The organism is Pseudomonas sp. BNK-30 (genome assembly GCF_047456185.1).
Lineage (GTDB): Bacteria > Pseudomonadota > Gammaproteobacteria > Pseudomonadales > Pseudomonadaceae > Aquipseudomonas > Aquipseudomonas putida_E.
Genome location: NZ_CP179904.1, coordinates 72,995 through 86,020, shown reverse-complemented (window position 1 = coordinate 86,020; position 13,026 = coordinate 72,995). Strand labels below are relative to the sequence as shown.

The 13,026-nt window shown below is 64.0% G+C and carries 12 protein-coding genes and 1 tRNA gene; 5 read left to right on the top strand and 8 right to left on the bottom strand.

The genetic code is table 11. The annotated features are described in order from the left end of the window. Nucleotides 1-82: 82 nt before the first annotated feature. The 3 genes from ACMGGN_RS00445 to ACMGGN_RS00435 form a co-directional block, all read right to left on the bottom strand. Nucleotides 83-1,243: an MFS transporter gene (locus tag ACMGGN_RS00445; RefSeq protein ID WP_115273845.1), complete on the bottom strand. Its 1,161-nt coding sequence runs from the start codon at nt 1,241-1,243 to the stop codon at nt 83-85. An 84-nt stretch (nt 1,244-1,327) separates the two neighbouring features. After that, nucleotides 1,328-1,471, bottom strand: a complete 144-nt coding sequence (locus ACMGGN_RS00440) for a hypothetical protein (protein WP_176512188.1) — start codon at nt 1,469-1,471, stop codon at nt 1,328-1,330. 204 nt (nt 1,472-1,675) lie between these two features. Then, the gene (locus ACMGGN_RS00435) at nt 1,676-2,887 is read right to left on the bottom strand and encodes an MFS transporter (protein ID WP_115273844.1); all 1,212 of its coding nucleotides are present in this window, start codon (nt 2,885-2,887) and stop codon (nt 1,676-1,678) included. 180 nt (nt 2,888-3,067) lie between these two features. On the opposite strand from ACMGGN_RS00435, the gene ACMGGN_RS00430 reads away from it, so the two are divergent. Continuing rightward, on the top strand, nt 3,068-4,000 hold the full coding sequence (locus tag ACMGGN_RS00430) for a FecR family protein (RefSeq protein ID WP_115273843.1): 933 nt from the start codon (nt 3,068-3,070) through the stop codon (nt 3,998-4,000). 95 nt (nt 4,001-4,095) lie between these two features. After that, nucleotides 4,096-4,172, top strand: a tRNA-Met gene (locus ACMGGN_RS00425). A gap of 204 nt (nt 4,173-4,376) precedes the next feature. Here the strand turns inward: ACMGGN_RS00425 and ACMGGN_RS00420 are convergent. The 3 genes from ACMGGN_RS00420 to ACMGGN_RS00410 all read right to left on the bottom strand — a co-directional run bounded on the left by ACMGGN_RS00420 (nt 4,377) and on the right by ACMGGN_RS00410 (nt 6,308). Then, nucleotides 4,377-4,961 (bottom strand): D-Ala-D-Ala carboxypeptidase family metallohydrolase, encoded by a 585-nt coding sequence (locus tag ACMGGN_RS00420; RefSeq protein WP_174141596.1) that lies wholly within the window; start codon nt 4,959-4,961, stop codon nt 4,377-4,379. Nucleotides 4,962-5,067: 106 nt separating this feature from the next. Continuing rightward, nucleotides 5,068-5,523: a ribosomal protein S18-alanine N-acetyltransferase gene (gene rimI, locus ACMGGN_RS00415; RefSeq protein WP_012316291.1), complete on the bottom strand. Its 456-nt coding sequence runs from the start codon at nt 5,521-5,523 to the stop codon at nt 5,068-5,070. Continuing rightward, a complete protein-coding gene (locus ACMGGN_RS00410; RefSeq protein ID WP_046784589.1) occupies nt 5,520-6,308 on the bottom strand; it encodes a hypothetical protein in 789 nt (262 codons plus the stop codon). Before ACMGGN_RS00410 ends, rimI begins: the two co-directional genes overlap by 4 nt. A 219-nt stretch (nt 6,309-6,527) precedes the next feature. Here ACMGGN_RS00410 and mksB point away from each other — a divergent pair, with 219 nt between their 5' ends. The 3 genes from mksB to mksF are packed head-to-tail and all read left to right on the top strand — an operon-like array spanning nt 6,528 to nt 11,330. Next, complete coding sequence (gene mksB / locus ACMGGN_RS00405; RefSeq protein WP_012316293.1) at nt 6,528-7,805, top strand: Mks condensin complex protein MksB; 1,278 nt, start codon at nt 6,528-6,530, stop codon at nt 7,803-7,805. Further along, on the top strand, nt 7,795-8,502 hold the full coding sequence (gene mksE / locus ACMGGN_RS00400; RefSeq protein ID WP_046784590.1) for an Mks condensin complex protein MksE: 708 nt from the start codon (nt 7,795-7,797) through the stop codon (nt 8,500-8,502). Before mksB ends, mksE begins: the two co-directional genes overlap by 11 nt. Beyond that, nucleotides 8,499-11,330 (top strand): Mks condensin complex protein MksF, encoded by a 2,832-nt coding sequence (mksF, locus tag ACMGGN_RS00395; protein ID WP_115273842.1) that lies wholly within the window; start codon nt 8,499-8,501, stop codon nt 11,328-11,330. Before mksE ends, mksF begins: the two co-directional genes overlap by 4 nt. Nucleotides 11,331-11,448: 118 nt before the next feature. On the opposite strand, the gene ACMGGN_RS00390 is transcribed toward mksF, so the two are convergent. Beyond that, nucleotides 11,449-11,910 carry a CreA family protein gene (locus ACMGGN_RS00390; RefSeq protein WP_039603157.1) on the bottom strand — a complete coding sequence of 154 codons (462 nt, stop codon included), beginning with the start codon at nt 11,908-11,910 and terminating at the stop codon, nt 11,449-11,451. Continuing rightward, entirely contained in the window at nt 11,907-13,025 is a 1,119-nt protein-coding gene (proB, locus tag ACMGGN_RS00385) for a glutamate 5-kinase (RefSeq protein ID WP_012316297.1), read from the bottom strand. Before proB ends, ACMGGN_RS00390 begins: the two co-directional genes overlap by 4 nt. Between the last annotated feature and the right edge of the window lies 1 nt (nt 13,026).

The following is a 13,026-nucleotide window of genomic DNA, read 5'->3' as shown; positions in this document are numbered from 1 at the left end:
GCCCCCACTACCCTCAAGGCCTCAGGTGCACCTGTAGGAGCCGGCTTGCCGGCAATAGGGCCAGCACTGGCAACAACAATCCTCAGTCCGCCACTGCCCGCAGCTTACCGGCCCGCCGGTACGACTGCCGGGCAAAGCACACGAACAGCCCCGCCATGATCGCCAGCGCCATCGGCAGCCCATGCGGCGCCACATCCATCGCCGCGCCGCTGACCAGCGGCCCGACCAGGCTGCCCACGCCCCACAAAAGGCCAACGCTGGCATTGGCGGTGACCAGATCCTGGCCCTTGAAACGCTGCCCGATCAGCACCAGCGCCAAGGTATAGATACCCCCTGCCACAGCGCCAAGCACCACCAGCAGCGGCCATAGCAGCCAGGCCATGTCCAGCAGCCATGGCAAGGCAATACCGATCGCCATCGCCACCAGCCCGCACACCAGGTGCAGCCCGGTGCGCTCGACCCGGTCGGCCAGCCAGCCCAACGGCAACTGGAAAACCATGTCACCGGCGAACACCACCGTCACCATCAGCGCCGCCACGCCCACGGCAAAACCATGGCTGGTGGCATACACCGGCAGCAACGACAGCACGACCGCATCGAAGAAGGAGAAGAACAGCACAGCCACGCACAACGCCGGGGCGACGCGGAAGAAGCCCGCCAGGCCGAAGCTTTTCTCGCCTTCTTCACCATGCTCCACATGATCGTTGGGTACGGTCAGCACAATGCACAGCAGCGCCAGGCCATAACAGAAGGTCACCACACCGGTGATCCACGGGCTGTTGGCGCCAATCACTGCGAGCATCGCCGGGCCGAGTACCTGGAAGCCGGTGAAGCTGGTGGCGTAAAGCGCCATGATCTTGCCGCGGTTGTGATCGGGGCACAGTTCGTTGACCCATGACTCGCCCAAGATGATCGCGATGCCCATGCCGATACCCAGGCCCAGGCGCAGCAGGGCCAGCATCCAGACCGAATCGAATGCCCATTCCAGCAAGGCGATGCTCACGGTGCACAGGCTGAAGCAAAGCAGGTAGATGGTGCGCCGGGTCAGGTACCGGCAACAGGCGTCGACCATGAACGCCGAAAGCATCATCCCCGCAGCGGGGATGGCCGAGATGATGCCGATCTGCAAGGTGCCGGCACCGGCCTCATGCAGACGCAACGACACCAGCGGCAGGCTGGCCCCCAGGCTGAAGCCGACCACAGACACGGCGAACAGAAGGCCCGCCAGCAAACGCATGTTCATGTACCACTCCCAGCAAACTGAAAAGACGCGCAGATACAGGCGCCCAGGCGCACGCCGGGACGGCGGACGACGCAGGAGCGCAGGTCAGTTCAGGGCGAGGTGTGGCGAGAAGGTAAAGGCAAACAGCACACTGCGGCGACGCTTGAGCACCGTATCGCTCGGCCACGCGCGACGCATGGCCTGGAGGGCAGGCTGGCGGGCGTGTGGTAGGGACTGGGTACGGCGCATTGCTTTGGCTACTACGCAGGTTGGGGAAAAGAGGCGGCACTCTAGGCCAAGCCAGGCTGAGCCGTCAATTGCCGGCGCCCACAGCGAACATCAGCACTGCCCCGATAGTGGGAGCAACTGTCTTGCCCAATTTCCAGAAGTTAACACAATTACCTGTGGGAGCCGGCTTGCCGGCGATTGGGCTGCAAAGCAGCCCCTACGCTGTCAGCGCTTACCGGTATTGGGCAGAAACACGGCCAACAGACCGAACAACGGCAGGAACGAACACACGCCATACACGTACTCGATACCGCGCAAATCCGCAACGTACCCCAGCAGCGCTGCGCCAATCCCGCCAAAGCCGAACATCAGCCCGAAGAAGACCCCGGCAATCATGCCCACACTGCCCGGTACCAGCTCCTGGGCGTACACCACGATCGCCGAGAACGCCGACGCCAGAATGAAGCCGATGACCACGCTCAGCACGGTGGTCCAGAACAGATCGGCGTACGGCAGCGCCAGGGTGAACGGCGCCACACCAAGGATCGAGAACCAGATGACCGCCTTGCGCCCGATGCGGTCACCGATCGGGCCACCAAAGAAGGTGCCGGCCGCGACCGCGCCAAGGAACAGGAACAGGTGCAGTTGCGAGCTGGCCACCGACAGGTCGAACTTCTCGATCAGATAGAAGGTGAAGTAGCTGGTGAAGCTGGCCATGTAGAAGTACTTGGAGAACACCAGCAGGCCCAGCACGACCAACGCCGCGATCACACGCTTGCGCGAGATGCCATGGGTGGCCTGCACCACCTTGCGCGCCTTGGCCTGGTTGAGATGCTCGGTGTACCAGCGGCGCAGCATCAGGGTCACGGCAAAGAACAGCAGGCCAGCCACGCCGAACCAGGCCACATGGGTCTGGCCGAACGGGATGACGATGGCTGCCGCCAGCAGCGGGCCGAAGGCCGAGCCTGCGTTGCCACCGACCTGAAAGGTCGACTGCGCCAGGCCGAAACGCCCACCTGAGGCCAGCCGCGCAATCCGCGAGGTCTCCGGGTGGAAGGTCGACGAGCCGATACCCACCAGCGCAGAAGCCAGCAAGATCATCGGGAAGCTGCCGACGAAGGCCAGCATGACGATACCTACCAACGTGCACAGGGTGCCGAGCGGCAACAGGTTCGGTGTCGGCCGGCGGTCGGTGAAGAAGCCGACCCAGGGCTGCAGCAGCGACGCCGTTATCTGGAAGGTCAGTGTGATCAGGCCGATCTGGGTGAAGCTCAGGTCGTAATTGGCCTTGAGCATCGGGTAGATCGCCGGCAGCACCGACTGGATGAGGTCATTGATCAGGTGCGCCAGCGCGCAGAAGGCGATGATGCGCATCACCAGTGGGTTGGCTTGGCTTGCCGAACCGGTGCTGGCGGTGGAGGTGCTGCTGATGGCCATGAGCTTGAGTTCCGTCCGCAGGTTTGGGATCCGATTATCAGGAAACAAATGGATACATAGCTACCTTTTTATCCCTCTATTACTGCGTACTTGCAAATGGTTCTCAATATATTTAGCATCCTCGCACCAAATCCCCCGCAATTGTTGGGCGCAAACGCCCTTTAGCGAGCACATTTCAGCATGAGCCCGATGCCCGCCACGCAGATTCAGGCCGACGCCCAACAGGAAGCACTGGCGTGGTTCTCCCGCCTGCGCCAACCAGGCTGCGATGACCGGGAACGCCAGGCCTTCGCCCGCTGGTGCCAGGCCCCGCTAAATGCCCATGCCTACGCCGAGCTCGAAGCCTGCTGGCAGCAATTGCAAGCGCCACCAGCACGGCCTCGCCCGCGCCAGGTCACCGTGCGACGCAGCCACCTCGGCAAAGGGCTGGCATTGCTGTTCCTGCTGGCGCTGGCCGTGTTGGCGTACCTGTATTGGCCACTGATGCAGCGCCTGGGCAGCGAGCTGCACACTGGCGCTGGCGAGCGGCGCAGCGTACGCCTGGCCGATGGCTCAACCCTGCACCTGGACAGCGCGAGTGCACTGAATGCCGACCTGCGCGGGCGTACCCGCCTGCTGCAGGTTGTGCAGGGCCAGGTCGAGCTGCACGTGATGCTCGACGGCCGCGCCCTTGAACTGCAGGTGGACGATGCGCGTATCCAGGTATTCGGCACTCGCCTGATGGTGGCGCGCCATGCCGGGCATGACGAACTGGTGGTGCTCAATGGCAAGGCCATGATCGTCCAAGGTAGCGACCAGCGCATGGTGTCGGCGGGTGAGCGGGTGACCTTCACCGATGCCCGGATCAACCCCGTGCAGAAGGTCGATGTCAAAAACGCGAACGCCTGGCGCAGCGGCCACCTGCGCGCCATCGACATGCCGTTGGGCCAAGTCATCGAACGCCTGGCCAGCTACCAGGGCCGCCGCGTATGGATGATGGACGAACAGGTGGCCGATCGGCGGGTAAGTGGCGACTTCAACCTCGACCGCGCCGGCGAAACCCTCGACGCCCTGATTGCCGAGCAGCGCCTGCAGGTGTACAGCATTCTTGGTCAATGGCTGATCGTGCGCTGAAAACAGGCTGGGCGGCTAAGTTTTTGAAAGCGTGCAAATTTTTTTTGAAATGAGTGTTGACACAGGGGCATCACAAGGGAATAATGCGCGCCATCGGCTACATAGCTCAGTTGGTTAGAGCATAGCATTCATAATGCTGGGGTCCGGGGTTCAAGTCCCTGTGTAGCCACCAAACTTGAAAAGGGCTTACCGCAAGGTAGGCCCTTTTCTTTTGCCCGCAAAAAAGTTTGCACCCTTCTCTATCGCTTTCAGCGCACCCCCGACACCACCACTGCCAAGCCGAGCCCTATCAGCGCTACACCAATCAGGCGGTCGACCAGCCGCTAGATGACGGCGGCAAGCGCCAACGCTTTGCCGATTGGGTAATGGGCCTCGCTCACCTGGGCTTGCTGCAGAACGACGACGCCGCACTGCCATCACCGCCCCAGGTGCGATAACCCGCGGTATCGATATGGATGCGGCCTGTCGGGTAGCGCCCCAGCCCCATGCCCCAGGCCTGGCCATGCTGCTGCCAGAAGCGGCACAACGGGTTGGGGTCGGCCCAGGCCGGCAGGAGGATATCGACTGCGAAAGCACGGGTATGGGCACTGCCCGCGGCCCCACCTGCGCACCTGTTCAAGCCGGGGTCACGGTAGGCGGAGACCACTTCGAACTGGCGCAGGATGCCTTGCTTTTCCAGCGTATTGATCAGCGCCAGCGTAGAGCGCACCGCCGGCCAGTTGCCAGGCGGCGGCACGGCAAACGGTGAAGCCTTGCACAGCCGCCAGTCCGACGCCGAGCGCAGCAATTGATGAATCGGCACCACGCCATACAGGCGGGCGTCCACCAGCATCTCCCGAAAAGGGCGGGTGTGATGATCCCCGGCCCATTGCGCGAACATCCACAGGTCACGCTCATCGGCCTGAGCCACGCCACCCAGCATCACGCTTGCGGCCATCAGCAGCCATTTCGTCCTTCTCATCCCCGCTCCTTCTGCCCCAGCATGAGCACGGCCGCCCATCGGGGCGGCCATTACAAGGAGTTAAGCATGCACAAATTACTGGCAACAGAGCAGGAAGGATTGAAAGTCAGTCTTCGAGCAACGTACAAGCCATCACCAGCGCATCCTCGCGCCCGCCAGCCACCGGGTAGTAATCACGCCGACGGCCGATCTCGTTGAAGCCGTACCGCTCATACAAGCGATAGGCCGACTGGTTGCTGGCCCGCACCTCCAGGAAACACTCGCGCCCATTGAGCTGATAGGCCCGAGCCATAAGGTGCTCGAGCAAGCGCAAACCCAGGCCACGCCCCTGGTTCTCCGGCTTGACGGTAATGTTCAGCAGGTGCGCTTCGTCGATGATCACGTTGATCACACCATGGCCGACCTGCTGCTGACCATCGAACATCAACCACACTTCGTAGGACTTGAGCGCATCCTGGAAAATCCCGCGGGTCCAGGGATGGCTGAACGCGGCATATTCGATCTTAAGCACGGCATCCAGATCCGCCTCGGTCATGGGGCGGAAACTGATCGATTCACTCATTCAACGCTCTTCCAGCGCGCCATCAGCTGGCGCATCGCTTTCCAGACGTCCGCCTTGCGCTGCGGCTCGTCCATCAACAGTTCAAGGCCCGGCAAGGCCCAGGCATCGCCCAGGCCGTCGAGCTTGAGTACTTGGTAATAGGCCTGGGCGTCGGTATTGGCGGCAAAGCGCAAGGCCGGCATGCCGATCAGCCAAAGGCAGGTACAAGGGGCTTCTTCAAGGCGCGCCTGGATGAAACCCTGGACGAAATCACGCGCGGCATCCGGCCCCTGGTCCATGTTGCCACGCACCAGCAGCGGCCAGCGCACCGGCTCGCCGATGATCTGCGGGGCATCTGGCAGGCCTGCGGCGCGCAGCATGTCCTTGAGCAGCAGGTAGGATGGGTCGCGGCTCTGGAAGGGTTGGCCGGTGGCCAACTCCACCAGCAGCAGGCAGTTGCCGGCGCGCAGCAGTTGCAGCGAAAAACGCGGTGGCGGCACGGGGGCCGGGCGTGGCGCAGGGGCTTGTTCCTCGGCCTCGACCGGTTTGGCGGCGGGCTTTGGCGTGTTGCCCGGGCGCGGAATTTCGATTTTCGGCCGTTCGCCGGAGCGCGCCTGGGGTGCGACCGGCGCTTCGTTGGCAGGGGCTGGCGAAGGCCTGACCTCGAACGCGGCGTGCTCGACCGGAACCTGCGGCAACAGCAGCTCGGGCCGCGACGGCGCAGCGAACGGCAGTTCGGCGCGCGGCAGCCAATGCACCACTTGCATGGCGGAAAGGTAGGCGCGGCGGCGGGACTCGGTCAGCAAGGCACGGGTATCCGGGGGCTTGAACAATTGGGCATTCTAACGCTGTTGGCTGCCGAGCGCCGCAACTGGTCGGCAGAAAATTGCTGCCTGTACCGCCGAGGGGCCAGGGAAACCCCCAGCCAATCCGGGGTTATCCCTCATTACAGACCAAGGGGTGAAATCCTCCCCCCATGATGCAGTACAATCGCCCCCTTTTTACTTGGCAACGAGTAGACGCCAATGATCGAACCCAAGCGCGTCCTGCGCGCCCTAGCCGAACACTGGGCCCTCATCGAGCCGCTGTGCGAGCGTTTCGACCAAGGCACCCTGAGCCTGGTCGAACTGCGCCAGCAGCTGGGCCGCCAGCAAGTGGAAAGCACGCCGCAGGACATCACCCAGCTGCTCGACGTGTGGATCCGCCTGGATATCCTGGTCCCGGTGGCCAAGAGCCCGAACCGTTTCGAGCTCAACGCCCAGATCCACGACTTCCTCGCCTACCTGCGCCGCGAGCACCGCCTGGGCCTGTGCCTGGAGATCGAGGCCTACCTGCGCCACCTGGAGCGCCTTGCCGGGCACATTCAGGATGCCTTCGACAACCGCGACAGCGATGACCTGGCGCGCCAGCTGCGCCTGCTCGACATGCGCGTGCGCGACGTGCTGAAAAAGCTCGACAACGACGAACAGGCGCTGGTCGCCGTGGCCGAACGGGCCAAGACCAGCAACCGCCAGATCCCGCTACGCCAGCGTTATGCCGAAGTCCTGGCGACCTGGGACGAATACGTCGAGCCGATGATCCAGCTGGTCAATGCCGACGGCGCCTTCGAACAGGGCGTGCGCAAGGTCGAGACCGTGCTGCTGAAACTGCTCGGCGAACAGGCGCGCCTGGGCCATCTGGTCGACGACGACATGCTGCTGCGCACCCATGCGCGCATCCTCGAGATGCAGACCAGCGCCCAGCTGACCCTGCGCCACGCCCGTGAACTGCTGCTGCCGCTGCGCGAAGAAGCGCGCCGGCACAATGCCGTGACCCGCGGCGCCGCCCTGGCCCTGTCGGTGATCCGGCGCAAGGGTATCGACGCCGTGCCGCAGGCCGCCATGCCATTGTTCACCCGGCCGCAGAGTACCTTCCTGGGCAGCGCCAGCCAGGTCGAGGCGTACGTCTATGCCCTCGCCCGCTTCGAGCCGAAACCGGCCAAGTTCCCCAAGGCGCACAAGACCCAGACTGGCCCGCTGCCGCGCGCGCCACGCACGGTCAAGGAAATGCTCGAACGCTGCGAGGATGCCCTGCCACTGCCTGACCTGATGGTCTGGCTGCTGGACCAGGAGCCCGAAGGCGCCACCGACGAACTGTTGTACTGGTTCTCGCGCCTGTCGCGTGAGAAGCGTTTCAAGCGCGAACGCCTCGAACGCCGCGAGTACACCACCCACGAACACCTGGTCAGCCTGCGCTCGTTCGCCCTGACATCCAGCCGCGAAGCGCAACCTGAAACCAACGCGAGCCCAGCCAATGCATCTTGATCTTTCCGAACTGTCCCAGCTCGCGCCGATCTTCCGCGAGCTGTTCAAAGGGTTCCACGTCAGCCGCCGCGACCCGGAGCTGTACGCCCAGCTGTCGAACTTCCAGGACCAGTACCGCACCCTGTTCAAGGCTTTGGGCTTCGAGCTGGTGTGCGATACCCGCGGCTTCTATTACTTCGTCCCCGAGCAGGCCGCCGCGCAGGTCAACAAGACCGCCCAACGCCTGTCGCTGTTCACCTTCATCCTGGTCGAACACCTGGCCGACCAGGGCCGCGACCCGATGGCGGTGCTCGACGGCGGCAGCATCGGGCGCGACGAGCTGCCCTCGCTGCTGGAAAAATACCGTGACCTGTTCCTGCAGGCTGAAGTGCAGACTGTCGACGAGCTGGAAGAAAAGATCATGCGCCGCATGACCCAGCTCGGCTTCGCCCACGAAGAAGGCGGGATCTACCGCTTCCTGCCGCCGATGCACCGTTTCCTCGATGTGTGCCTGTCGGTGCAGCAGGACCGCGACCTGGCCGCCAGCCTGCACAGCGACCTGCCGCTGCCAACGCCGGTGCTGGTCGAGGAAGAAAGCCCCGAAGCACTGGCCCGCACCGACGACCCGCTCGACCTCACCCCGTTCGAGGGCGAAGAAAGCGAAGAAGAGGCCCTGGCCCGGGCCATCCGCGAAGAGCAACAGGAGATTGACGCATGAGCCAGGAACGCTACGGCATCCGCCGCTTCGCATTGCTCAACACCGCCGGCTACAGCCTGGGCCTGTTCCCGCTGGAGCACCCGCTGTCGGTCTACGGCGCCAACAACCTGGGCAAGTCCGCCTCGATCAACGCCCTGCAGTTCCCGATCCTGGCGCGCATGTCCGACATGAGCTTCGGCAAGTACAGCCTGGAGCAATCGCGCCGTTTCTACTTCGCCAGCGACACCTCGTACATCCTCTGCGAACTTAATCTGCCCCACGGCCCCCACGTGATCGGCGTGGTCGGTCGCGGGCCGGGTGGCGGTTTCGGCCACCAGTTCTTTGCCTACAAGGGTGAACTGGACCTGGATCACTACCAGAAGAACGACACCTGCCTGCGCCAGAAAGAGCTGTTCACCAACCTCGAGCGCCTGGGCCTCAAAGCCTACGAGCTCAAGCCGGACGAACTGCGCCGGTTGCTGGTCGGCGGCCACACCTCGGTGCCGCTGGACCTGACCATGATCCCGCTGCGCTCGACCAGCGAGCAGAGCCTGAAAACCTTCCGCGCACTGTTCATCAACCTGCTGCACATGCGCGAAATCACCGCCGCCAAGCTCAAACAGCTGTTCCTCGACGCGTTCGAGCACAGCCTGCGCTCGGGCAGCGTCGACTACATCGCCGCCTGCGAAGAAGCCTTCCGCGACGTACGCCGCATGGAGCAGGACTACAACGCCCTGGTTGCCGCCGGCCCCCTGGTCGAAGCCCTGGCCGGCGGCGTGGCCCAGCGCGACATCCTGCGCGGCAAGCTGCACCGCCTCTCGCCACTGCTCGACAACCTGCTGGGCACCTGGCAGGAATACGCCATGGCGCGCAAGGAAGAGCTGGTAATCCAGGCCGAGCACTACCGGGGCGAGCAGGACCGCCTGCAGAACGACCAGCGTGGCGGCACCCAGGAGCTGATGCGCCTGGAGCGTGAAATCACCGGTATCCAGCGCTGGCTCGGCGAGCTGTCGGTACTCAAGCACCGCTTCGCCCTGGTTGATGACGTCAAAGTGCTGGAGCAGCAGTTGCTGGCCGCCAAGGATGCCCACGACGAACTGGCTGGCGCCCTGGCCCAGTCGCGGCAGTTCTCTGCCGAGGACCTCGACGAGCGTGTGCGCGACCTGGAAAAGCGCCTCAAGCAGGTCAAGCAGCAGCTCGACCACGCCGACAACAACAGCTACGCCCGCCTGCGCGAAGAGTTTTCGCAGGCAGACGTCGACCGCCTGATGCGCCTGTTCAACGGCGCACTGTTCAGCCTGCCGCTGGGCGAGCGCGGTATCGAACTGGACGATAGCGACCTGTGGGTGAAATCGCTGGAAGCGGTGCTCGATGGCTTCAAGGGCGAGCGCTTCGAGGCCCCAGGCATTTCCATCGACCTTTCGCACATCGACCCACCGGCCCTGCAAGCCCTGGCCGACCGCGCCGCCCTGCGCGACCAGAAGGACCGCCTGGAGCGCGAGCTCAAGCAGCTCAAGACCCAGCAATCGGTGGCCGCCGACCGTACCGCGTCCAAAGCGCAGACCGAAGCCCTGTACCAACAGGTGCTGGATGCGCAGAAGGCCCTGGAGGACTACCGTCGCAGCGAAACCCTGGCGGCTGAAGAACCGGAGAAGATGGAGCAGCTGGCGCAACTGGAGGCGGCCCAGGACGAACTCAAGCGCTCCAGCGATGCGTTCACCGAGCGCGTCCAGCAACTGTCGGCCAAGCTGCAGCTGGTCGGCCGCCAGATCGCCGACCTGGAAGCCAAGCAGCGCACCCTGGAAGACGCCTTGCGCCGTCGCCAGCTGCTGCCTGCCGACCTGCCGTTCGGTACGCCGTTCATGGAAGCGGTCGACGACTCCATGGACAACCTGTTGCCCCTGCTCAACGATTACCAGGACAGCTGGCAGGGCCTGCAGCGCGTCGACAACCAGATCGAGGCGCTGTACGCCCAGGTACGCCTCAAGGGTGTGGCCAAGTTCGACAGCGAAGACGACATGGAGCGGCGCCTGCAACTGCTGGTCAATGCCTATGCGCACCGCACCGACGAGGCCCTGACCCTGGCCAAGGCGCGCCGCGCCGCAGTCACCGACATCGCCCGCACCCTGCGCAACATCCGCAGCGACTACGACAGCCTCGAACACCAGCTGGCCCTGTTCAACCGCGAGATCAACAAGCGCCAGGTTTCCAACCTGCAGAGCTTCCGCGTGGTACTGGCGCCGAACAAGGAAGCGCTCAAGCACATCGACCAGATCATCCACAGCGCCGGCCAGTACGAGGAAGGCGAGACCTTGTCGGTGTTCGACCTGACTCAGAATTCGGAGCAGGATCACAAGAACGAAGAAGCCAAGGAATACCTGGCACGGCTGGTGGCGGCCAACCACAACCAGCTGGGCCTCAAAGACCTGTTCGAACTGGCTTTCGAGATCACCAAGATCAACAGCCAGCCGGTGATCCACGCCGACATCGACGGCGCCGCTTCCAACGGCACCACCATGACCATCAAGGCGCTGACCAACATGTACCTGTTGCTGCACTTGATGGACCGCGACCTGGCCGGGCGCATCCGCCTGCCTTACTACCTCGACGAAGCGGCGGACATCGACGAGCGCAACCAGGCCGCACTGCTGGAGACCAGCCTGCAACTGGGCTTCGTGCCGATTCTGGCGAGCGTGAAGCCACAGGTATCGGCGCATGTGGCGATCGACCTGGAAGGCGGTAGCGGGCCGAATGGCATCTATATCGACGAGGCGGACTGGAAGTACATCAGCCGACGTGATGTGGAGAAAGCGATCGTGCGCGAGGATCAGGCAGAGGAGCTGGCCTGAGGAACTGGGGCCGCTTTGCGGCCCTTTCGCGACACGAGGCCGCTCCTACAGGCATATACGTTCGCCTGTAGGAGCGGCCTCGTGTCGCGAAAGGAGGCCAAAGGCCTCCCCTAAAGTATCAGTGAGCCCAAGGCAGAATCGGAATCGCCGTCACCGCATTCTGCGGGCTGCCTTCGATCATGCGGTCGCTGTACACCAGGTACACCAGTGTATTGCGCTTCTTGTCCAGGAAGCGCACCACCTGCATGGTCTTGAACACCAGCGAGGTGCGCTCCTTGAACACCTCCTCACCGTCTTTCAACTCACCCTTGAAGTTGATCGGCCCGACCTGGCGGCAAGCAATCGACGCCTCCGCACGGTCCTCGGCCAGGCCCAGGCCACCCTTCACTCCGCCCGTCTTGGCGCGCGACAGGTAGCAGGTCACACCTTCGACCTTGGGGTCGTCGAACGCCTCGACCACGATGCGATCGTTGGGCCCGACGAACTTGAACACAGTAGATACCTGGCCGATTTCCTCGGCCCCTGCCAGCATCGGCAGCGCCAGGGCTGCCACGGCAATCACGCGCTTGAGCATGTTCATACCAGCACCAGGTTGTCGCGGTGGACCAGCTCCGGCTCGGCACTGTAGCCAAGCAGGGACTCGATGGCATCGGACGATTGGCCAATGATTTTCTGTGCTTCCAGCGCGCTGTAGTTGGCAAGGCCACGCGCCACTTCAAGGCCGTCCGGGCCTACGCACACCACCATTTCGCCACGGCGGAAGCTGCCTTGGACGGTCTTCACGCCTACCGGCAGCAGGCTCTTGTTGGCCTGGCGCAGGGCCTGAACCGCACCGGCGTCCAGCACCAGCGTGCCGCGGGTTTGCAAGTGGCCAGCCAGCCACTGCTTGCGCGCCGCCAGCATGCCGCGCTCAGGCGACAGCAGGGTACCCAGACGCTCGCCAGCCTTGAGGCGGTCGAGTACGCGTTCGATACGGCCACCGATGATGATGGTATGGGCGCCGGAACGGGCTGCCAGGCGCGCGGCGCGCAACTTGGTCTGCATGCCGCCACGGCCCAGGGCACCGCCGGTACCGCCGGCTACGGCGTCGAGCGACGGGTCATCGGCACGGGCCTCGTAGATCAGCTGTGCCTCTGGATTGTTGCGTGGGTCGGCGTCGAACATGCCGTCACGGTCGGTGAGGATCACCAGCAGGTCGGCTTCGACCAGGTTCGCCACCAACGCGGCCAGGGTATCGTTGTCGCCGAAGCGGATCTCGTCGGTAACCACGGTGTCGTTTTCGTTGATCACCGGCACCACGCCCAAGTCGACCAACGTACGCAGCGTGCTGCGGGCGTTGAGGTAACGCTTGCGGTCGGACAGGTCGTCGTGAGTCAGAAGGATCTGCGCGGTGTGCTTGCCATGCTCGCCAAAGCTCGACTCCCACGCCTGCACCAGGCGCATCTGGCCGATCGAAGCGGCAGCCTGCAGCTCGTTCATCGCGCTCGGTCGTGCGGTCCAGCCCAGCTGGCTCATGCCGGCAGCCACGGCCCCGGAGGACACCAGCACCAACTCAACGCCCGCCTCACGCAGGGCAACCATCTGCTCGACCCATACGGCCATGGCACCGCGGTCGAGGCCCTTGCCATCGGCCGTGAGCAGCGCACTACCGATCTTCACGACCCAGCGCTTGGCGCCAGTCACCTTGCTTCGCATC

Coding starts and splice junctions, on each gene's coding strand:
- ACMGGN_RS00445 (WP_115273845.1), bottom strand. CDS start 1,243: ATGAACATGCGTTTGCTGGCGGGCCTTCTGTTCGCCGTGTCTGTGGTC.
- ACMGGN_RS00440 (WP_176512188.1), bottom strand. CDS start 1,471: ATGCGCCGTACCCAGTCCCTACCACACGCCCGCCAGCCTGCCCTCCAG.
- ACMGGN_RS00435 (WP_115273844.1), bottom strand. CDS start 2,887: ATGGCCATCAGCAGCACCTCCACCGCCAGCACCGGTTCGGCAAGCCAA.
- ACMGGN_RS00430 (WP_115273843.1), top strand. CDS start 3,068: ATGAGCCCGATGCCCGCCACGCAGATTCAGGCCGACGCCCAACAGGAA.
- ACMGGN_RS00420 (WP_174141596.1), bottom strand. CDS start 4,961: ATGAGAAGGACGAAATGGCTGCTGATGGCCGCAAGCGTGATGCTGGGT.
- rimI (WP_012316291.1), bottom strand. CDS start 5,523: ATGAGTGAATCGATCAGTTTCCGCCCCATGACCGAGGCGGATCTGGAT.
- mksB (WP_012316293.1), top strand. CDS start 6,528: ATGATCGAACCCAAGCGCGTCCTGCGCGCCCTAGCCGAACACTGGGCC.
- mksE (WP_046784590.1), top strand. CDS start 7,795: ATGCATCTTGATCTTTCCGAACTGTCCCAGCTCGCGCCGATCTTCCGC.
- mksF (WP_115273842.1), top strand. CDS start 8,499: ATGAGCCAGGAACGCTACGGCATCCGCCGCTTCGCATTGCTCAACACC.
- ACMGGN_RS00390 (WP_039603157.1), bottom strand. CDS start 11,910: ATGAACATGCTCAAGCGCGTGATTGCCGTGGCAGCCCTGGCGCTGCCG.
- proB (WP_012316297.1), bottom strand. CDS start 13,025: ATGCGAAGCAAGGTGACTGGCGCCAAGCGCTGGGTCGTGAAGATCGGT.